Raw genomic sequence first — 18,569 nt, forward strand, 5'->3', positions numbered from 1 at the left:
CCTAGAACGCCTGCCCGATGCCGACATAGAGCGCGATCAAGGGCTCGCCGGCTTCTTTGTTACGCTTGACAGGTGTGGCGATATCGATGCGGATCGGCCCGAAATTGGTGTACATGCGCGCCCCTATGCCGACCCCGACGCGCAGGTCCTTGAAGGACGGCGTGGTCGAGGTATAGGCTTGGCCGATATCGATAAAGGGCACGATGCCGAGATCGCCGAAGCGATAGCGGTATTCGACCGAGGCTTCGAAGAGGCTCAGGCCGCCGGTCGGATCGAGCGTATCGTCCTTCGGGCCAAGCTGCTGATAGCCATAGCCGCGCACCGATCCGCCGCCGCCGGCATAGAGGCGGCGTGACGGGGCGATATCTTCAAGATTGCCGCCGACCACAAAGCCCAGACGGGTGCGGGCGGCGATGACCGCCTTGGCGCCCATGGGGTGATAATAGCTGGCGTCCAGTATGGTGCGGACGCTCGAACCACCGCCCGACAGCGATATCTGCGGCGTCACCTCCGCTGAGGCGCGGTAGCCGGTAGCCGGGTTAAGCAGGCTGTCGGAGCGGTCATAGGCCAGCTTGGTCGGCAAGGCGGCGACATAGAAGCTGTCGGCTTCGCCCAGGAAGTCCTTCAGACCGCTGGTCGCTTCCTTCGAGGCGGTGATGTCGAAGCCGTAGGACCAGGTCCAGACCTTTTGCCACAAGGGCGTCGAGACGCGCGACACCAGACCGGAGAACCCGACCGTATAGGCTTCGTAGCTGTCGTAGACATTATGTCCGGCGCTGGCGCTGAGCTGGAAGGTGCGATCGCGCTTCTTGGCGTTGGATCGACGGAAGGTCGTGGTCAGGTCTTGCGTCTTGGTGCCGAGCGCGCCGGTGACGATCAGGGCGCCTTCTGGCGGGAAGAGGTTGCGGTTCTGCCAGCTTGCCGTGGCGGTGAAGCCTTCGCCGGTGCCGTAACCGACTTCGGCGGCCAGGGTGCGGGCGGGGCCTTTTTGCTGGTGGACGAGCAGATCGACATATTCGGTGCCGTCCTCGCCAAAGGTGCCGGTGGCGACCGGCTCGACTGCCACGCTGCGGAACAGGCCGGTGGCGACGAGCGCCTCGCGCAGGTCATCGACCTGGCGGTTGTCGTAAAGATCGCCCTTCCTGAAGCGGGTCATGACCGCGACGTGATCGGCGCCAAAGGCTTCGCGGCCATCGGACTTGAAGCCGCCGAAGCGTGAGCGATTTCCGGTGTCGACCTCGAGCGTGTAATCGCCGGTCAGTTTGGCGCCATCGAGCAGGATATCGCGCGTACCGACCTTGGAGAAAGGATAGCCGCTCTGTTGCATGACCACGCTGACATTGGCCTCGGCTGCCAGCACCTGGGTGGCGATGATCTGGTCGCCGGTTTTGAGCGGCAGGGCGTTGCGAATCAGGTCGGGCGGCAGGGTCGGGTTGGCATTGGCCATAATCAGGCCAAAGCGATAGGCGGGGCCGGGCACCACGGTAATGTGCACCTGAACCGTGCCGTTGGGCAGGCTGGTGCCGCTCTTGTCGGTCGGGGTGGTGACCGTGGTGGTGACCGTGCCGTCGTAATAGCCTTCCGATTTCAGCAGGCGCAGGATCAGGGCCTCGTCCTCGGTAGCGCGGGCGCGCACCATGGTGACATTGACGGCCTTGCCCTTACCCGTTTGCAGCGAGCTCAGCTTCTTGAACTCATCGTTGAGGGCGACCTCATGCAGGCCATCGACCACGGTGGCGTAACGGATTTCCGGCAGCACGTCTTCGGTAACGAGCGTGGTGTTGGGCTGGACATCGTAACCGGCCAGAGCCGGCAAGGGTGCATCGAGTTCGGTGTCTTCGGTCGCGGTGACGGGGGGCAGGGCGTCCTCCGGCGTCTCGGTCGCGATCGTCGTGTCCGGTGTCGGCGCGTCCGGCACAGGGGCGGCTTCCGGCTGAACGGGCAGGGCAGGGGCTACGGTCTCTTCAAGCGGCGGCAGGGCGGCGTCGAAATCAGCATCATTGATGATGGGGGTATCTTCGGGCGCGCTTTGGGCTTTGGGTGCCACCGGCGCTATCGTCTGCGCCTGCACAGGGACGCACATCAGCAGGGCGACAACCGACACGGTCACCGGCAACGCGATGCGCTCAGCACACAAGTTCGGCGCAGATCTGGCTTTGGAAATCAGAATAGGACGTGCCCTCAGACGCGCGGCAAACCTTTGCCGCTCTCGATATTACCGTCGTTGCCTTAACTTTCCGCAAAAAATCGATGTGGAAAGCCATAGGGTGATTCGAAAATGGCTGACCCGCGTGAATTTAACCGCAAGGGCCGGAGCGCGTCCCTTTTCAGGGCAGGCTAAACAGAAATTGACAAGCCAGTTGTGAAGGAAAATGCTATGCCAGACCTTATGCCCGACACCGCCACATCCACCGAAATTGATCCGCGCTTTCAGACGCTCAGCCGCCGCGAACCGGGGGATTTTGTCTATAGCGTGCGCACCACCGGAGTCTATTGCCGCCCGACCTGTCCGTCACGCCTGCCGAAGCCGGAAAACGTCAGCTTTCATGCGAGTTGCGAGGCTGCCGAAGTTGTGGGATTTCGCGCCTGCCTGCGCTGCAAGCCACGCGACGCCAGCACACAAGCGAAGCAGGCGGAGATGATCGTTACCGTCTGCCGTTTTATCGAAGGGGCGGAAGACACGCCCTCGCTTGACGAAATGGCGGCCCGCGCCGACCTGTCGCCGCACCATTTCCATCGTCTGTTCAAGGCGTCCACCGGCCTGACGCCCAAGGCCTATGGCGATGCGCACCGCGCGCAGCGAGTGCGCCAGAGCTTGAGTGCCGGTGAGGCGGTGACGGCGGCGCTTTATGAGGCCGGCTACGGATCGAGCGGGCGTTTTTACGAGCGCTCGAACGCCATACTGGGCATGACCCCGACGGAATTCCAGACGGGCGGCGCCGGCGATATCCGATTTGCCATCGGGCAGTGCTCACTCGGCGTCATCCTGGTGGCGCAATCGTATAAGGGAATCTGCGCCATCACCCTGGGCGATGAGGCCGAGGCGCTGGCGCGTGATCTGCAGGACCGGTTCCCCAAGGCTAATCTGATCGGCGCCGATGCCGATTTCGAGCGTCATATGGCACAGGTGGTTGGCATGATCGACCAGCAACAGGCGCTGGATCTGCCGCTCGATATTCGCGGCACCGCCTTCCAGCAAAGGGTATGGCAAGCCCTGCGCGCTATTCCTTCGGGCCAAACGCGCTCCTATGCCGAGATCGCCGAGGCTATTGGTGCGCCGAAAGCCGTGCGTGCCGTGGCGGGCGCCTGTGCTGCCAATGCGCTGGCCATCGCCATTCCCTGTCATCGGGTGGTACGTACCGATGGCGCTTTGTCGGGCTATCGCTGGGGCGTCGAGCGTAAGCGCGCTCTGTTGCTGAAGGAGGGCCAAAAAGGCATGAAGCATGTTTGAAGCCGATCTCTTTCCCGAACAGGTGCTTCATGAGTGGCCGCATCTGGAACACGATGTCGATGTTCGTGGCTACGCGGTCCTGCCGAGCTTGGTCGCGCCGGAGACGTGTAAGATGCTTGCGGCACTCTATGAGCAGCCGGTGTTCCGCAGCCATGTCCATATGGCGCGTCACGGCTTCGGGCGCGGCGAGTACAAGTATTTTGCCTATCCTCTGCCGAATGTTTTGGCGGAATTACGAGCGCGCCTTTATCCGCATCTCGTGCCGATCGCCAACCGCTGGCAGCAGCGCATGGGGCTCGATGTCCGTTTTCCGGCCGATCATGCCGATTTCCTGGCGCGATGCCATGCGGCAGGGCAGGTACGGCCCACGCCGCTTTTGCTGCACTATGGCGTCGATGACTACAACTGTCTGCATCAGGATCTGTATGGCGAACATGTCTTTCCCTTGCAGGTGGCCATCCTGTTGTCGCGTCCGGAAGAGGATTTCACCGGCGGCGAGTTCATCCTGACCGAACAGCGCCCGCGTATGCAGTCGGTGGCCTCGGTCGTGCCGCTGCAGCAAGGTGACGCGGTGATCTTCGCAGTGCATCAGCGGCCGGTGGCCGGCACACGCGGCGACTATCGCGTCACGATGCGTCACGGTGTGTCGCGAGTGCGTTCGGGGCGGCGGCATACCTTAGGCATTATTTTTCATGACGCAGCCTGACCTGTTCGGTGCGCCTGAGTTCAAGCGTGAGGGCGTGTCCCTCCTGCGCGGTTTCGCCATGCCCGATGCCCAAGAATTGGTGGCCGCTATTGAGGCGGTGGCTAGGGTGGCGTCGTTCCGGCATATGACCGTGCCGGGCGGTGGCCGCATGTCGGTGGGCATGACCAATGCGGGCGTCGGCTGGGTGGCCGACAGCAAGGGCTATCGTTATGCCCGCATAGACCCGCTGAGTGGCCAGCCTTGGCCGGCCCTGCCGCCCGTATTTACCCATCTGGCGGAGCGTGCCGCTCAGGCCGCAGGGTTCGGGTTCACGCCGGATGGCTGCCTGATCAACCGCTATGAACCGGGCGCGAAAATGGGGCTGCATCAGGATATCAACGAAGGCGATTATTCGGCGCCGATCGTATAGGTGTCGCTGGGACTGCCGGCGACCTTCCAGTTCGGCGGCCTAAAGCGCAGCGATCCGGTGGAGAAGATCACGCTCCACCACGGCGATGTCGTGGTGTGGGGCGGTCCGGCGCGCAAGAGTTTCCACGGGGTGTTGACGTTAAAAGCCGGCCAACATGTCATTGGTAGTCATCGTTATAACCTGACGTTCCGTAAAACTTCCCCTCCCTAAACCAAAGGTTTGGGGAGGTGGCATTTGCAAAGCGAATGACGGAGGGCGCGTCTCAGTTGGTGGAGCCTCTCCGTCTCGACGCGCTTCGCCTGAGGGCTACGCGTGCTCGACACCTCCCCATTTGAAAAATGGGGAGGAGAAAGTTATGCGTCTTCAGCGGTCTTGGTTGCTTTTTTGGGCGCGGCCTTCTTCGCCGGCGCTTTCTTGGCAGCAGGCTTTTTGGCCGTTGCCGCCTTGGCTGCCGGTTTCTTGGCAGCAGCGGCCTTGGCTGCCGGTTTCTTGGCAGCAGCGGCCTTGGCGGGCGCCTTTTTCGCGGCGGCCTTCTTGGCAGGTTTCTTGGCCGCGCCACCCTTGGCGTTGATCAGTTCGATCGCCTGTTCCAGCGTGACGGTTTCCGGCGTCATCTCTTTCGGCAGGGTGGCGTTGACCTTGCCGCACTTGATGTACGGGCCATATTTGCCGGCCATGACCGAAATCTTGTCGCCGCCTTCACCGAAGGTGCCGAGTTCTTTCAGAGGTGCTGCCGCTGCACCGCGACCGCCCTTGCCACCGCCGCCGGCGCGCTTTTCAGCGATCAGGTCGACGGCGCGATTGAGACCGACTTCAAAGATTTCATCGAAGTTTGACAGGTTGGCATAGGTGCCTCCGGTCTCGATGAACGGACCGAAGCGGCCCAGGCCGGCCTTGATCGGCGTCTTGTCTTCGGGATGGATACCGACTTCACGCGGCAGGCTCAGGAGCTTAAGCGCACGATCGAGATCGATGGTCGAGGGCGGCCAGGCCTTGGGAAGCGACGAACGCTTGGGCTTGTCTTCCTTCGATTCCGGTTCGCCAAGCTGCACATAGGGGCCAAAGCGACCGATCTTGAGCGATACCATCTTGCCGGTGGCCGGATCTTCGCCAAGATCCTTGTCGCCGGTAGCGCCATCGGCGCCTTCGGCATCGGGGTTTCCGACCGGGCGTGTGAACTTGCACTCCGGATAGTTGGAGCAGCCAATAAAGGCGCCAAACCGCGAGGTTTTAAGCGACAGCAGGCCATTGGCGCACGACGGACAGGCGCGCGGATTGGAGCCATCACCCTTGTCGGGGAAGATAAGCGGCCCAAGTGATTCGTTGAGCGCATCGAGCACCTGGGTGGTGCGCAGTTCGGTCATGCCCTCGGCTGCGGCGTGGAAATCAACCCAGAAATCGCGCAGCAACTGCTTCCAGTCGAGTTTGCCGTCGGAGACCAGATCGAGCTTTTCTTCCAGATCGGCCGTGAAATCGTACTGGACATAGCGATGGAAAAACTGATCTAGGAAGGCGGTGACCAGGCGGCCCTTGTCTTCCGGAATAAAGCGGTTCTTGTCCATGCGGACATAGGCGCGATCGCGTAGCACGGTCAGGATGGAAGCATAGGTCGAAGGCCGGCCGATGCCGAGTTCTTCGAGTTTCTTGACGAGCGTGGCTTCGGAGTAGCGGGCGGGCGGCTCGGTGAAGTGCTGGTCGGGCTCGACTTTGTGCACATCAACCGATGCGCCGGACTTCACCATCGGCAGCCGGCCACCGTCTTCGTCATCGGCGCTTTCGTCGCGGCCTTCTTCATAGACGGCCATGTAGCCATCGAAGGTCACCACCTGGCCGGTGGCGCGTAGGCCGATCTGTTTGTCAGGGCTGGTCAGGTCGATGGCGGTTTTCTCGACACGCGCCGATTCCATCTGCGACGCCATGGTGCGCTTCCAGATCAGCTCGTAGAGACGCGCCTGATCGCCTTCGAGGCGCAGGGTTTCCGGGCGGCGATAGAAGGAGGTCGGGCGGATGGCTTCGTGCGCTTCCTGAGCGTTTTTCGCCTTTGCCTTATACATGCGTGGGGATTCGGGCACATAGGGGGCGCCGTAACGCTCGCCGATCAGCTTGCGCATCTCACCGATGGCGGCCGGTTCGACATAGACGCCGTCGGTACGCATATAGGTGATGAGACCGGTGGTCTCGCCGCCGATATCGACGCCTTCATAGAGCTTTTGTGCGGTCTGCATGGTGCGCGAGGCCGAGAAACCGAGCTTGCGGGCGGCTTCCTGTTGCAGGGTCGAGGTCGTGAAAGGCGGCGGCGGCGACTTCTTGCCGGGCTTCTGGTCGACCTCGGTGATGGTGAAGGTGGTGGCCTTGATGGCATCGCGCGCGGCATGGGCGGCGGCCTCATTCGGCAGATCGAACTTGCCGAGGCGCTTGCCGTTCACCGTGAAGAGCTTGGCGTTAAAGGGCGGTGAGCTGGCCGAAACCTCGGTATCGACCGTCCAGTATTCCTCGGTCTTGAACTTCTCGATCTCGATTTCACGATCAACCACGATCTTGAGCGCCACCGACTGCACGCGGCCGGCCGAACGGGCGCCGGGCAGCTTGCGCCACAGCACCGGCGACAGGGTGAAGCCGACGAGATAATCAAGCGCGCGGCGGGCGAGATAGGCGTCCACCAGTTCCATGTCGATATCGCGCGGGGCGGCCATGGCGGTCTGGACGGCGGCCTGCGTAATGGCGTTGAAGGTGACGCGCTGCACCTTCTTGTCCTTCATCAAGCCCTTTTTCTTGTTGAGCACTTCGAGCACGTGCCACGAAATCGCTTCCCCTTCGCGGTCCGGGTCGGTGGCCAGAATAACGCGGTCAGCGGTTTTGATGGCGTCGGCGATGTCGTTCATGCGCTTGGCGGACTTCGGATCGACTTCCCATGTCATGGCGAAGTCATCGTCCGGCTTGACCGATCCGTCCTTAGACGGCAGGTCGCGGATGTGGCCGAAGCTGGCCAGAACGGTGAAACCCTTGCCAAGATACTTGTTGATGGTCTTGGCCTTGGCCGGGCTCTCTACAATAACAACGGTCATAAAATCTCTTGTCAGGCGAAGTGCAGGCCTGTGCTCTAGCGGAAAGGCGGTCGAAACGCGACCCTTACATCATGCGTCACACCAGAAAATCAAGGCGGCGTGGCGCTCAGGTTTGTGGGTACGAACCTCAGGCATACATGCTGAGCGATTCCAATCCTGTCAACGGCAATAAAATAAATCGAAAATGCAATTATACATTGATAATATTAAATTGCAATCATGGGTGTGATTACGTCGCAATTATAGAGAGGAATGTAGGGTATGACGGCTCCTGCACAAAAAGACGGGTATGACCTGGCGCATCAGGAAAAAGATGTTCTCGACTATATCACGGATATCGCTCATGAATTGGCGAATATGGCGGCGCGCGCGGGCTGCGATACCCTAAGTCACGATCTGAAACAGGCCATAATAAAAAGCCGCGGGCCCGGCGACACGTCCGCACTTAATACGGTAAGTCAGTCCGAAGACAGGCCTCAGGAGCGACTATAATAGCCACCGTCACTGGCCGTGATCACGCCGGAAATTTCCAGTTCGCTCAGCGCCGCCAGGCCGAGCCACGCCGGTGCGGCCATTAGGCGCAGCAGGTCGTCGCGGTGCATAGGCGTTTCACTGATGAGCTGATGCATGTCACGCGCGGCGCGTGCGATGTCGTCTTCCTGATTCGCCGGACGATTATCTTGAGCGAACGGTATGATATCTACCGCCGGCAAGGGCGGTGCATCGAAGCCCATCTGCCCCTCCAGTACGCGAATGACGTCTTCGGCGCTTTCGCACAGATTGGCGCCTTGCCGCAGCAGGTCGTTGGTGCCGCGACAGCGTGGATCAAGCAGTGAGCCGGGCACAGCGAAGACCTCACGGTTCTGCTTGGCTGCCAGCCGGGCGGTGATCAGCGAACCGGAGCGCAGTTCGGCCTCGACCCACGATGGTGCCGAGCGACAGGCCGGAAATGATGCGGTTGCGGCGCGGGAAATCCGACGCCGTAGCGCGATGGCTGACCGGGCTTTCGGACACCAGTAGGCCGTGGTCGCGGATTTTCTCGTAGAGCCCGCGATTATCCGGCGGGTAAATATCATCGACGCCACCCCCGAGCACTGCGACCGTGCCGCTTTTCAGGCTGGTTTCGTGCGCCCGCGTATCGACGCCGCGCGCCAGCCGAAGATAACGTGGAAACCGGCCTAGCCAAGCTCGTGCGCCAGGGTCTGGGCGATTTTCTGGCCGGCGGCCGAAGCGTTGCGGGCGCCGACAATGCCGATGGCGCGGTGGCGGACTTTCAGCGGCCCTAGCGTCCACAAAATCGGCGATGCCGCGTCGATCTGTTTCAGCAGGGCGGGGTAGTCAGCATCGCCCTGAACAACCAGACGTGCGCCGGCGGCATCGGCCCGCGCCAGTTCCTCATCGAGCCTGGCTTGCGGAAAGGGTGTCAGTGAGCCGCCGGTGCGTTTGACGACGTGCGGCAGGTCTTCGAGCGCACGGATGGCCGAGCCGAAACGCAACATAAGCTGGGCGAAATTGATCGGGCCGATGCGGTGCGTGCGCGCCAGCCGCAGTCGTGCGATGCGTTCGGCCTCATCCTGTGCGGTGGTGATGCGATCAAAGCCCAAAGTTGTAATTTCCCTAAGATCGCGCCAGGATAACAGGGTTTTTGCCGACGCTCACTACGGCTTGTCATGTGGGCGCAGTTGCCTGACCAGGCGATCAATGCTCTGTAAACGGCATGGAAGACGATAAGCGCCCGCCTCTCGAAGAGGACATCTGCATACATATCTTTACCGTATCATCGGGCATGGTTGGCGTGTGCCTGACGGCGGTAAGCCTTCTGCATGTGGTCACGGCAATCCGCAAGGTCGCTACCTTCGCCGATGATATCGTGACGGTGGATGCTGTGCTGTTTCTGGTATCGGCTTTAAGCGCCTATTGGGCTTTACGCACACGCCGCCGCCGCCGGATTTATGCTCTGGAACGCTTCGCCGACAGTATGTTTATCGCCGCCATGGTGCTGTGTGTAGTGGCGATTATCTTCATCACCTACTGGCTGAATAGGGAGTTGGGCTAACGCTACTTCTCCTCCCCATTAACATGGGGAGGAGATTATACTTTTTTCTTGCCGATCTTCGGTTCTTCGCCTTTGAGCAGACGGCGGATATTGTCGCGGTGGCGAATATAGATCAGCACAGCCATGAACAGCGCCATGCCAAGGAATGGATAGGGCGCGGTATGGGTGAAGAAGGCCAGCGGCACGATAAGAGCCGCCGCGACCAGGGCGCCCAGCGACGAAATGCGGAAGATAAACGCCGTCAAGAGCCACAGCGCCGCCGCCATCAACCCCATGGGCCAGCAGGCCGCGAACAGAGTGCCGAAGAAGGTGGCCACACCCTTGCCGCCCTTGAATTTAAGCCACACCGGAAACAGGTGGCCCAGGAAGGCGGCCGAACCGGCCAGCGCCATGGCGATCTGTCGCGTTTGCAGATCGGCTTTCAGCAACAGGAAAAACGCCAGCCCCACGGCTGCCGCGCCCTTGCCGGTGTCACCGATAAAGGTGATAGCCGCCAGGTCCTTGCGGCCGGTGCGCAGCACATTGGTGGCGCCGATATTACCCGAACCGACCGAACGGATGTCGATTCCCGCTGCCTTCGCCGCGATATAGCCGAACGAGATAGAACCGAGCAGATAACCGCCGATGATGGATATCGCGTAGATGGCGGCATCGGGAAGGGCGGGCATAAGGCTCTTTCATTCTTTACCTCTCCTTGCTTGCGCGGAGAGGGTGGCCGTCAGGCCGGGTGAGGGGGAAGGAAGGGGAAGCGACTAGACCTCGTAGACGATTCTACCGTCAACGAGCGTTTTGAGCACCTTGCCCTGTAACGTGCGGTTTTCAAAGGGGGAGTTCTTCGATTTCGACAGGATGTCTTTTTCGCGCAACGCAAACGGGGCGTCGATATCGACCAGCAGGATATCCGCAGGCGCACCCTTGGCGATACGTCCGGCAGCGAGACCCAGCAATTGCGCCGGGTTTTGCGTCACAGTGCGCAGAAGATCGATCAGCGGAATATCGTTTTCGTGGTGCAGGCCGATCAGCGCTGGCAGCAGGGTTTGCAGGCCGAGCGCACCGGGCGTCGATTCCGAGAACGGTAGGCGCTTGTGTTCGGCCGGTTCCGGCGAATGGTTCGACACGATGACATCGATCAGGCCCGACGCGATGCCGTCGATCAACGCCAGACGGTCACGTTCGGCGCGCAGGGGCGGATCGAGGCGGAAGAAGGTGCGGTAGTCGCCTATATCGATCTCGTTGAACATCAGGTGATTGATGCTGACCGAGGCGAAGACTTCGAGCCCCTTGCCCTTGGCGCGCTCCAAAGAATCCAGGCCTTCACGGGTCGAGATCAGATCGACCAGAAAACGCGCGCCGGTCAGTTCCGCCAGCGCCAGGTCGCGTTCGATCATGATGCGCTCGGCCAGCGGCGAAACGCCGGAGAGGCCCATACGCGCCGCCATTTCGCCGGAGGTCGCCACGGCGCCTTCGGAAAGCCACGGCTCTTTCGGACGGTGCGCGATCAGGGCGTTGAAGCCGTTGGCGTAAGAGAGGACGCGGCTGAGAATTTTGGAATTGATGATAGGTTCGTCGGCATTGGTGAAGTAAAGCGCTCCAGCCTCGGCCATCAGGCCGATTTCTGCCATATGCTTGCCTTCGAGCTTCTTGGTGGCGGCGCCGGCCGGATAGACATGAACCAGCTCGATATCGCGCGCCCGGCGCAGGATGAAGTCGGCCATGGCCGGCTCGTCGATGCAAGGATCGGTGTCGGGCTGGACGACGAAGGAGGTGACGCCACCGGCGGCGGCTGCGAGGCTTGCGGATTTTAGCGTTTCGGCTGGTTCGTGGCCGGGTTCGCCGGTCTTGACGCGCATGTCGATCAGACCGGGGATGATGGCGTTTTCAGCACAGTCGACGATGCGGATGCCGGCGGGCATGGCAGGGGTGTCGTGGCCCAGGGTGACATCGGTGATCACACCATCGGCGACTATGACCGAACCCGGGCCGTCATATTCTGTGGCCGGATCGATGATGCGGGCGTTTACAAAGGCGATGGCGGAGGTTTGTTTAATCATTTGCGCAGCGCTCGTTTCTTCTGCTTATTAGCTTTGCTGTAAGCAAATTTTATAAAGACCAGCATGTAAACGATAAGTCCAATCACGGCGACTGCGGCATATGTTTGATGGCTGTAGTCGATGTATTGAAATGCGAAATAGGCCAGAATGATACCAAGGCCGATACCTAAAAGCGATAATATTAGCCCCTTACCGGGAACGGGGAATAGCCGATCGTTAGGACCGGTACGCAGAAATAAGTTGCCGCTGACTTCGTCCTCGCTCATCGGTCGTTCTCCAGACGGGCGGCGAGCGAGGCCAGCACCGCCATACGGGCGGCCACGCCCATCTCGACCTGATCCTGAATGAGCGAAACCGACAGATCGTCGGCAATTTCCGAATCGATCTCGATGCCGCGGTTCATCGGGCCGGGGTGCATGACCTTGGCGCCGGGGGCGGCGACCGCCAGCTTTTCACGATCGAGGCCGAAGAAGCGGTAGTATTCACGAGCGGAGGGGATAAAGGCGCCGTCCATACGCTCAAGCTGGAGGCGCAGCATCATCACCACGTCGGCGCCGGCAATACCTTCACGCATGTCGTGATAGACCTCCGTGCCCCACTGGTCGGCATCGCCCGGAATAAGCGTCGGCGGGCCGACGAGGCGGACATTAGCGCCCATGGCGTTGAGCAGGATGACGTTTGAGCGCGCCACGCGGGAATGGGTGACGTCGCCGCAGATCGCAATGGTCAGGCCATCGACATGACCGAAGGCGCGGCGGATCGACAGCATGTCGAGCAGGGCCTGCGTCGGGTGCTGGTGCTGGCCGTCGCCGGCATTGACCACCGAGCAGCCGACCTTTTGCGCCAGCAGGGCCGCAGCACCCGAGGCCGAGTGGCGGACCACCAGCAAGTCGGGCTTCATGGCGTTGAGCGTGACGGCGGTGTCGATCAGGGTTTCGCCCTTGGCGACCGATGAGGTTTTCATGCTCATATTGATGGTGTCGGCGCCGAGGCGCTTGCCGGCCAGCTCGAAGCTCGATTGCGTGCGGGTCGAGTTCTCGAAGAACATATTGACCAGGGTGCGGCCGCGCAGAAGATCGAGCTTCTTGGTCGATTGCCGGTTGAGATCGACGAACACATCCGCCAGATCAAGCAGATTGGCGATATCGGGTGGATCAAGATCCTGAGCACCGAGGAAGTGCGGCTTCGGAAAGGCGTGCAACCGGGTGCGGATCAGTTCGTTAAAATCGGTCATGTGTTGGCAACTTCGGGGCGTATGGGACATGCTGACATGATTTTGCCGGCACGGTCATCACTATTACCAGGATTTGGCTTTGCCGGGTTTTGGCGGAGAATGCCTCAAAGTACAAGTGATAAGGAAGAGATATCCGTGAAAAGCCAATGCGAAAAGGCGACCGACTTTGCAACCTTGCATGAACGAGGCTGTTTCGTCATCCCCAACCCATGGGATCGTGGCTCGGCGCGACTGCTGGCGGGGCTGGGATTCCGAGCCCTGACAACCACCAGCGCCGGCTATGCGCGCTCGCTGGGCGTCAGCGATTATCAGGCCGGACGTGAGCACGTTCTGGCGCATGTGCGCGATCTGGCGACGGCGATCGACCTGCCGCTGGCGGCCGATCTGGAGAATGGCTTTGGCCATCGTCCGGAGGATTGTGCGGAGACGATTCGCCTAGGCGCCGAGGCGGGACTGGTCGGCGGTTCGATCGAGGACGCCACGGGTGATGATCGCGTGATCTATGATATCGCCGAAGCGACGGATCGCATTCGCGCGGCGGCGGAAGCGGCGAAGGGATTGCCGCATCCATTTATGCTGGTGGCGCGCTGCGAGAACTATCTGCATGGACGTGCCGACCTGGCCGATACCATCGCACGTTTGCAGGCCTATCAGGCGGCCGGTGCCGATGTGCTTTACGCGCCGGGATTATCGACGGCGGACGAGATCGGTGAGGTCTGCCGCAGCGTGGACGTGCCGGTCAATGTGTTGGGCGGTCTGGGCGCTAAACCCTTGTCGGTATGTGAGCTGGCGGATCTTGGCGTGCGGCGCGTCAGCCTGGGTAGCTGGCTGCATTCGGCGGCCATGACAGCTTTTGTCAATGCGGCGCAGGACGAAAGCTTTGGTTATGTGGCCGACCTGATCGGCGGCAGGCAGATGGATCAGTGGCTGAAAGAAGGGGCAGGGTAGGGTTTCACACCAGATGAAATAGCCATAACAGTAATGGCATTGTCACAGCGCTCAGGGTGGTGGTCAGGGCCACGATGCCGGCCATCAAAGGCGCATCGCCACCCATATGTCGCGCCTGAACATAGGCCGCCGCCGCGCAAGGTGCCGCGCCGCAAGCCAGCGCAATGCCCTGCGCCATGCGGTCGCCGCCCAGCGCATAACAGATCGACCAGGCCAGCACCGGCATGACCAGGATCTTGAACAGCGACACCAGCCCGACCAGAACCGGCCGGCGCCAGACATAACCAAAACTAAGTCCCACACCGGCGAGAATCAGGCCGGTCGGGATCGCGGCGTCTCCCAGCATGCCCAGCGATTTTTCAACGAAGGGAATGGACGGCATGCGCAAAGCGTTCAGCGCCAGCCCTGTCAGGCAGGCGGCGAAGATCGGATTGGTCAGGAGGGTGCGCGCGAACCACAGCGGCGTGCGGTTTGGCTTTTCGCCTTCGGGTTCGCCCCACTGTGCCAGCACCAGAATGCTGATCATGTTACTGGCCGGAATAAGCGCGCTGATCGCCACGGCGGAGAGGGCGTTGGCGTCCGGTCCGAAGATCGACGCGGCCACGGGGATAAAGATAAAGGAATTGAAGCGCATCAGGCCCAGAAACACGCTGGTGAAGGTTGGACCGGAGAGCCTGAGAAAGGGCTTGAGCGCAAAGCCAAAGGCGACAGCGATGATTAGCGAACCCAGGACGCCAAGCGCAATGGGGCCGGTGGAGAAGCCGGAGAGATCGGCGTGCCAGATCGCGGGGATCAGAAAGCCTGGGTAGAGAACATAGACGGCGAACTTCTCGATCGGCGGCCAGACATTGAGCGGCAGAAAGCCGGATTTCTTCAGGCCATACCCCAGCGCGATCAGCAGGAAGACCGGGACGATGCCGTTAAGGATGGTCAGCCAGGTCATACATTTCGCTCACGGCTGTTGCGCTGCGCGCTCGCCTTCGCGGGAGCGGCGAGCGATCGCCGGCGCCCGATCGGGCGCTGAAAAAAGGTGTTTCTAAACACCGGCCGCGTCTTTCATGCGATCCAATGCGCCTTGCAATATATAGGCGGCGGCGGAGCGGTCGATGACCTCGGCGCGCTTGGCGCGGGTCAGGTCGGCTTCCTCGATCAGGAAACGGTTCATAACCGACGACGACCAGCGCTCATCCCAGAAGGCGATCGGGAAATCGCGCAATCTTAACAAATTACGCGCAAAGGCGCGGCAAGACTGGCAACGGGGCCCTTCAGTGCCGTCCATATTTACGGGTAAGCCGATCACCATGCCATCGGCTTCGCGCGATGCCATCAGCTTGAACAGGCGCTCGGCCTCCAGCGTGAACTTTGACTTACGTATCAGCTCCAGCGGCGAGGCGATGGTCAGGGAAATGTCGGACACGGCGACGCCAATGGTCTTTTCGCCCAGGTCCAGCCCCAGCAGGGCGCGGCGCGGCGTTACGGCGGCCGCCAGTTCGGTGATGTCGATAATGGCCATGAACGGGCTTTGGCGCTTAAGCCGTAAAGAGTCAACAGACTGTCATGTGACTGTCGGGTCTGTGTCACGCAACGCCGGTATCAAGGCGCACCATTCCTCTGTGGAGGCCGTGTCGATTATTACAGTAATTTAATTAACGATTACACGGCCGATTGACGCATTAACTGAATGTAATAAATTAAATCCATGTAATAAATAAACGCCGTGTAATACATGGATGCGATTTAACAATATTCATGTTTCTATTTGTTTTTTACAAGTGTAGATGTGGATTCAGTTCTTAACGAGTAATCATCCTCCCTCATCTACACCTTCAAAGGAATAACATCATGACCCGTTCGATCCTCATCGCCGCCGCTTTCTCGATCGCCGCCTTGGTGGCCGGCGCCGCCAACGCGCAAACGCGCGAAGATGCACAAGTCTCGGTTTCAGCCGATCACGTTGACTTCAACAACGCCCGCCAAACCCGCGCCTTCTATGCCAAGCTGACCGCCGCCGCCAAGAATGTCTGCACCAGCGAAGTCTCCGATCCCATGACCACCATGGCTGATGCTCAATGCGCCCGTCAGGCCGTTTCGGACGCCGTACGCGAAATCAACGCGCCGCAATTGAGCGCCCTTGATGGCCAAGTCAATGACCGCGCCTCGGCCTACGCCATGAACGACCGTCAGCACTAAGACTTCGGAACAGGAGCGCCACCATGCTGCGTGCAGTTTTCATGACCGGCCTGATGGCCGGAGCAATCTTCGCTGCTCAAACCGCTTCGGCGCAGGACAACGTCTCCCGTGTCGATGTGACCTTCGAGACCCGCGATCTGCGTGATCCGGCACGCGCGGAAGTCGTCTACGCCCAGATCAACAAGGCCGCCAAGAAAGCGTGCTGGAGCGAGGGCGAGGGGCCGGGCTTCCGCATTATCGACGATCGGGCCTGTGAAGAACAGGCGGTCGATGAGGCTGTCGCTGATCTCCATAGCGCCGAAATGAACCGCGTGCATGCCGCCCGCACGGACCGCTCGCCGCCCCAGATGGCCATGAATGAGCATAAAGCGCGTTAGGTTTGACTTTAGACTAAGATGGAACAGGGCGTTGCGCGATGAGCGAACGCCCTTTTTCATGTTTGCCCCTTGCCAAAAACGCCCTCAATCGCTAACCGGAACCCACATTATTATATGGAGTCCCGACCATGGCCATTGATGTGGCAACCGTGAAAAAGGTGGCAAGCCTGTCGCGCCTGCGCGAAAGCGATGACCGTCTGCAATCGCTAGCCGGCGAGCTGAACGGCATTCTGGGCTGGATCGAGCAGTTGAACGAGGTCGATGTCACAGGCGTCGAGCCGATGACGACCGCCGTCCAGATGCCGACTCCCATGCGCGACGACGTGGTTTCCGATGGTGACAAGGTCGCACAGATCGTCGCCAATGCCCCGAAGACCGTTGACGGCTTCTTTGTCGTGCCGAAGGTGGTTGAATAATATGCCCAATTCCTCAAGTGAACTTACCAAACTTACGCTCAAGGCCGCGGTTGATGGCCTGAAGGCCAAGACCTTTTCCTCGACGGAACTGACCAACGCCTTTATCGGCGCCATCGAGACCGCCAATCCGGCGCTCAATGCCTATGTCGAGCTGACCTTCGACAAGGCGCGCGAACAAGCCGCCGCGTCCGATGCGAAACTGGCAAAGGGTGAGGGCGGGGCTCTGGAAGGCGCACCGCTCGGCATCAAGGATCTCTATTGCACGGCGGGTGTTCGCACCACGGCCTGTTCGGGCATCCTGGAAAACTTCGTGCCGACCTACGAATCGACCGTGACGCAGAACCTGTGGGATCAGGGCGCCGTCATGCTCGGCAAGCTGAACATGGATGAATTCGCCATGGGCTCGTCGAACGAAACCTCGAAATGGGGCAGCGTCGTCAATCCGTGGAAGTCACGTGGTTCAAATGCGCCATTGACGCCCGGCGGTTCGTCGGGTGGTTCGGCCTCGGCCGTCGCCGCCGATCTCTGCCTGGCCGCCACGGCGTCCGATACCGGCGGGTCGATCCGCCAGCCCGCCGCCTTCACCGGCACGGTCGGTATCAAGCCGACCTATGGTCGTTGCTCGCGCTATGGCATGGTGGCCTTCGCTTCGTCGCTCGATCAGGCCGGCCCGATCACCAAAACGGTCGAAGACGCCGCGATCATGCTGCAGGTCATGTGCTCGCATGACGTCAAGGATTCGACCTCGCTCGACCTGGCCATTCCGGATTTCTCGTCCTTCCTTGGCAAGTCGGTGAAAGGCCTGCGCGTCGGTATCCCCGACGAGTATCGCCTCGATGGCATTCCTGCCGAGATCGACGCCCTGTGGGAACAGGGCATTGCCTGGCTGAAAGACGCCGGCGCCGAGATCGTCCGCATCTCCCTGCCGCACACGAAATACGCCCTGCCGTGCTACTATATCATTGCGCCGGCGGAAGCCTCCTCGAACCTCGCCCGCTATGACGGCATGCGCTACGGCCACCGCGCCGAGGGCGTCACCTCCCTTACGGACACCTATGAAATGTCGCGTTCGGAAGGCTTTGGCAAGGAAGTGAAGCGCCGCATCATGATCGGCACCTATGTGCTGTCGGCGGGTTTCTATGATGCCTATTACGTCAAGGCCCTGAAGGTGCGCCGTCGCATCGCCGAGGATTTCACCAAGGCGTTTGAAACGTGTGATGTCATCCTGACCCCGGCCACGCCGTCGTCGGCGTTCGAACTGGGTGACGCCGCCAAGGCCGCCGATCCGGTCGCCATGTACCTGAACGACGTCTTCACCGTCACCACGAATCTGGCCGGTTTGCCGGGCCTCTCGGTGCCGGCGGGTCTCGATAGTCAGGGCCTGCCGCTTGGTCTGCAGGTGATCGGCAAGGCGCTCGATGAGGGCACGGTGCTGAATATCGCCTCGGTGCTGGAAAAGGCCGCAGGCTTCACCACCAAGCCAGGCCGCTGGTGGTAAGAATTTAAAAGCCTTCTGTCTCAGACAGGAGGCTTTTTTCTTGTCCCTCTTGCGGGTGTCGGTCAGGTGCCATACCTTGTGAGGGAAACCCTTTCGGAGCGGCTTTAAGTCCGGCAGTTGCATGTATCATCCTATCCGGGCGGGTCTGCTCGTCCTTTCTACACTGAC

The 18,569-nt window shown here is 60.7% G+C and carries 20 protein-coding genes and 1 pseudogene; 10 read left to right on the forward strand and 11 right to left on the reverse strand.

All coding sequences use genetic code 11. The features are described from left to right. Position 1: 1 nt before the first annotated feature. Positions 2-2,137: an autotransporter assembly complex protein TamA gene (locus B060_RS0112770; RefSeq protein ID WP_236621534.1), complete on the reverse strand. Its 2,136-nt coding sequence runs from the start codon at positions 2,135-2,137 to the stop codon at positions 2-4. Between the two features lie 240 nt (positions 2,138-2,377). On the opposite strand from B060_RS0112770, the gene ada reads away from it, so the two are divergent. The 3 genes and pseudogenes from ada to alkB all read left to right on the forward strand — a co-directional run bounded on the left by ada (position 2,378) and on the right by alkB (position 4,776). Next, positions 2,378-3,451, forward strand: a complete 1,074-nt coding sequence (ada, locus tag B060_RS24450; RefSeq protein WP_018082185.1) for a bifunctional DNA-binding transcriptional regulator/O6-methylguanine-DNA methyltransferase Ada — start codon at positions 2,378-2,380, stop codon at positions 3,449-3,451. After that, positions 3,444-4,157, forward strand: coding sequence for a 2OG-Fe(II) oxygenase (locus B060_RS0112790; protein WP_018082186.1), 714 nt, complete (start codon positions 3,444-3,446; stop codon positions 4,155-4,157). The genes ada and B060_RS0112790 overlap by 8 nt, the downstream gene beginning before the upstream one ends. Before the next feature lie 58 nt (positions 4,158-4,215). Beyond that, positions 4,216-4,776, forward strand: a pseudogene (alkB, locus tag B060_RS28025) (DNA oxidative demethylase AlkB). Positions 4,777-4,919: 143 nt separating this feature from the next. On the opposite strand, the gene topA reads toward alkB, so the two are convergent. Then, the gene (gene topA / locus B060_RS0112800) at positions 4,920-7,631 is read right to left on the reverse strand and encodes a type I DNA topoisomerase (RefSeq protein ID WP_018082189.1); all 2,712 of its coding nucleotides are present in this window, start codon (positions 7,629-7,631) and stop codon (positions 4,920-4,922) included. A 261-nt stretch (positions 7,632-7,892) separates the two neighbouring features. Between topA and B060_RS0112805 the strand changes: the two genes are divergently transcribed. Continuing rightward, the gene (locus tag B060_RS0112805; protein WP_018082190.1) at positions 7,893-8,123 is read left to right on the forward strand and encodes a hypothetical protein; all 231 of its coding nucleotides are present in this window, start codon (positions 7,893-7,895) and stop codon (positions 8,121-8,123) included. Here the strand turns inward: B060_RS0112805 and B060_RS28320 are convergent. Genes B060_RS28320 through B060_RS28330 form a run of 3 tightly spaced genes read right to left on the reverse strand, consistent with a single transcriptional unit; the run spans position 8,108 to position 9,235 of the window. Continuing rightward, entirely contained in the window at positions 8,108-8,605 is a 498-nt protein-coding gene (locus B060_RS28320; protein ID WP_244874631.1) for a DNA-processing protein DprA, read from the reverse strand. The genes B060_RS0112805 and B060_RS28320 overlap by 16 nt on opposite strands. Continuing rightward, a complete protein-coding gene (locus B060_RS28325; protein ID WP_342341563.1) occupies positions 8,487-8,924 on the reverse strand; it encodes a DNA-processing protein DprA in 438 nt (145 codons plus the stop codon). Before B060_RS28325 ends, B060_RS28320 begins: the two co-directional genes overlap by 119 nt. Further along, on the reverse strand, positions 8,810-9,235 hold the full coding sequence (locus B060_RS28330) for a DNA-processing protein DprA (RefSeq protein ID WP_023447247.1): 426 nt from the start codon (positions 9,233-9,235) through the stop codon (positions 8,810-8,812). Before B060_RS28330 ends, B060_RS28325 begins: the two co-directional genes overlap by 115 nt. 113 nt (positions 9,236-9,348) lie before the next feature. Between B060_RS28330 and B060_RS0112815 the strand changes: the two genes are divergently transcribed. Then, on the forward strand, positions 9,349-9,687 hold the full coding sequence (locus tag B060_RS0112815; protein ID WP_018082191.1) for a hypothetical protein: 339 nt from the start codon (positions 9,349-9,351) through the stop codon (positions 9,685-9,687). 35 nt (positions 9,688-9,722) lie between these two features. On the opposite strand, the gene plsY is transcribed toward B060_RS0112815, so the two are convergent. The 4 genes from plsY to B060_RS0112835 all read right to left on the reverse strand — a co-directional run bounded on the left by plsY (position 9,723) and on the right by B060_RS0112835 (position 12,972). Continuing rightward, complete coding sequence (plsY, locus tag B060_RS0112820; protein ID WP_018082192.1) at positions 9,723-10,355, reverse strand: glycerol-3-phosphate 1-O-acyltransferase PlsY; 633 nt, start codon at positions 10,353-10,355, stop codon at positions 9,723-9,725. 84 nt (positions 10,356-10,439) lie between these two features. Next, positions 10,440-11,738: a dihydroorotase gene (pyrC, locus tag B060_RS0112825; RefSeq protein WP_018082193.1), complete on the reverse strand. Its 1,299-nt coding sequence runs from the start codon at positions 11,736-11,738 to the stop codon at positions 10,440-10,442. After that, positions 11,735-12,004 carry a hypothetical protein gene (locus B060_RS0112830; RefSeq protein ID WP_018082194.1) on the reverse strand — a complete coding sequence of 90 codons (270 nt, stop codon included), beginning with the start codon at positions 12,002-12,004 and terminating at the stop codon, positions 11,735-11,737. Before B060_RS0112830 ends, pyrC begins: the two co-directional genes overlap by 4 nt. Next, on the reverse strand, positions 12,001-12,972 hold the full coding sequence (locus B060_RS0112835) for an aspartate carbamoyltransferase catalytic subunit (RefSeq protein WP_018082195.1): 972 nt from the start codon (positions 12,970-12,972) through the stop codon (positions 12,001-12,003). Before B060_RS0112835 ends, B060_RS0112830 begins: the two co-directional genes overlap by 4 nt. 135 nt (positions 12,973-13,107) lie before the next feature. Between B060_RS0112835 and B060_RS0112840 the strand changes: the two genes are divergently transcribed. After that, positions 13,108-13,920, forward strand: coding sequence for an isocitrate lyase/PEP mutase family protein (locus tag B060_RS0112840; protein ID WP_018082196.1), 813 nt, complete (start codon positions 13,108-13,110; stop codon positions 13,918-13,920). Between the two features lie 4 nt (positions 13,921-13,924). Here B060_RS0112840 and B060_RS0112845 read toward each other — a convergent pair whose 3' ends face one another. Together B060_RS0112845 and ruvX are read right to left on the reverse strand one after the other, a co-directional pair. Next, positions 13,925-14,863 carry an AEC family transporter gene (locus tag B060_RS0112845; RefSeq protein WP_018082197.1) on the reverse strand — a complete coding sequence of 313 codons (939 nt, stop codon included), beginning with the start codon at positions 14,861-14,863 and terminating at the stop codon, positions 13,925-13,927. A gap of 93 nt (positions 14,864-14,956) precedes the next feature. Next, positions 14,957-15,433, reverse strand: coding sequence for a Holliday junction resolvase RuvX (gene ruvX / locus B060_RS0112850; RefSeq protein WP_018082198.1), 477 nt, complete (start codon positions 15,431-15,433; stop codon positions 14,957-14,959). A 329-nt stretch (positions 15,434-15,762) separates the two neighbouring features. On the opposite strand from ruvX, the gene B060_RS0112855 reads away from it, so the two are divergent. The 4 genes from B060_RS0112855 (at position 15,763) to gatA (ending at position 18,401) form a co-directional block, all read left to right on the forward strand. Continuing rightward, complete coding sequence (locus B060_RS0112855; RefSeq protein WP_018082199.1) at positions 15,763-16,110, forward strand: UrcA family protein; 348 nt, start codon at positions 15,763-15,765, stop codon at positions 16,108-16,110. Positions 16,111-16,133: 23 nt separating this feature from the next. Next, positions 16,134-16,487, forward strand: a complete 354-nt coding sequence (locus B060_RS0112860; protein ID WP_018082200.1) for a UrcA family protein — start codon at positions 16,134-16,136, stop codon at positions 16,485-16,487. A 128-nt stretch (positions 16,488-16,615) separates the two neighbouring features. Then, positions 16,616-16,903, forward strand: a complete 288-nt coding sequence (gene gatC, locus B060_RS0112865) for an Asp-tRNA(Asn)/Glu-tRNA(Gln) amidotransferase subunit GatC (RefSeq protein WP_018082201.1) — start codon at positions 16,616-16,618, stop codon at positions 16,901-16,903. Between the two features lies 1 nt (position 16,904). Then, entirely contained in the window at positions 16,905-18,401 is a 1,497-nt protein-coding gene (gene gatA / locus B060_RS0112870; RefSeq protein ID WP_031220140.1) for an Asp-tRNA(Asn)/Glu-tRNA(Gln) amidotransferase subunit GatA, read from the forward strand. Positions 18,402-18,569: the final 168 nt, after the last annotated feature.

The organism is Asticcacaulis benevestitus DSM 16100 = ATCC BAA-896 (genome assembly GCF_000376105.1).
Classification (GTDB): Bacteria; Pseudomonadota; Alphaproteobacteria; order Caulobacterales; family Caulobacteraceae; genus Asticcacaulis; species Asticcacaulis benevestitus.

Bases quoted from the DNA above. Each gene is read 5' to 3' on its own strand.
- B060_RS0112855 (WP_018082199.1), top strand. From the start codon at position 15,763: ATGACCCGTTCGATCCTCATCGCCGCCGCTTTCTCGATCGCCGCCTTG.
- pyrC (WP_018082193.1), bottom strand. From the start codon at position 11,738: ATGATTAAACAAACCTCCGCCATCGCCTTTGTAAACGCCCGCATCATC.
- B060_RS0112815 (WP_018082191.1), top strand. From the start codon at position 9,349: ATGGAAGACGATAAGCGCCCGCCTCTCGAAGAGGACATCTGCATACAT.
- topA (WP_018082189.1), bottom strand. From the start codon at position 7,631: ATGACCGTTGTTATTGTAGAGAGCCCGGCCAAGGCCAAGACCATCAAC.
- B060_RS0112860 (WP_018082200.1), top strand. From the start codon at position 16,134: ATGCTGCGTGCAGTTTTCATGACCGGCCTGATGGCCGGAGCAATCTTC.
- plsY (WP_018082192.1), bottom strand. From the start codon at position 10,355: ATGCCCGCCCTTCCCGATGCCGCCATCTACGCGATATCCATCATCGGC.
- B060_RS0112830 (WP_018082194.1), bottom strand. From the start codon at position 12,004: ATGAGCGAGGACGAAGTCAGCGGCAACTTATTTCTGCGTACCGGTCCT.
- ada (WP_018082185.1), top strand. From the start codon at position 2,378: ATGCCAGACCTTATGCCCGACACCGCCACATCCACCGAAATTGATCCG.
- B060_RS0112805 (WP_018082190.1), top strand. From the start codon at position 7,893: ATGACGGCTCCTGCACAAAAAGACGGGTATGACCTGGCGCATCAGGAA.
- ruvX (WP_018082198.1), bottom strand. From the start codon at position 15,433: ATGGCCATTATCGACATCACCGAACTGGCGGCCGCCGTAACGCCGCGC.
- B060_RS0112845 (WP_018082197.1), bottom strand. From the start codon at position 14,863: ATGACCTGGCTGACCATCCTTAACGGCATCGTCCCGGTCTTCCTGCTG.
- gatC (WP_018082201.1), top strand. From the start codon at position 16,616: ATGGCCATTGATGTGGCAACCGTGAAAAAGGTGGCAAGCCTGTCGCGC.
- B060_RS0112790 (WP_018082186.1), top strand. From the start codon at position 3,444: ATGTTTGAAGCCGATCTCTTTCCCGAACAGGTGCTTCATGAGTGGCCG.
- B060_RS0112835 (WP_018082195.1), bottom strand. From the start codon at position 12,972: ATGACCGATTTTAACGAACTGATCCGCACCCGGTTGCACGCCTTTCCG.
- gatA (WP_031220140.1), top strand. From the start codon at position 16,905: ATGCCCAATTCCTCAAGTGAACTTACCAAACTTACGCTCAAGGCCGCG.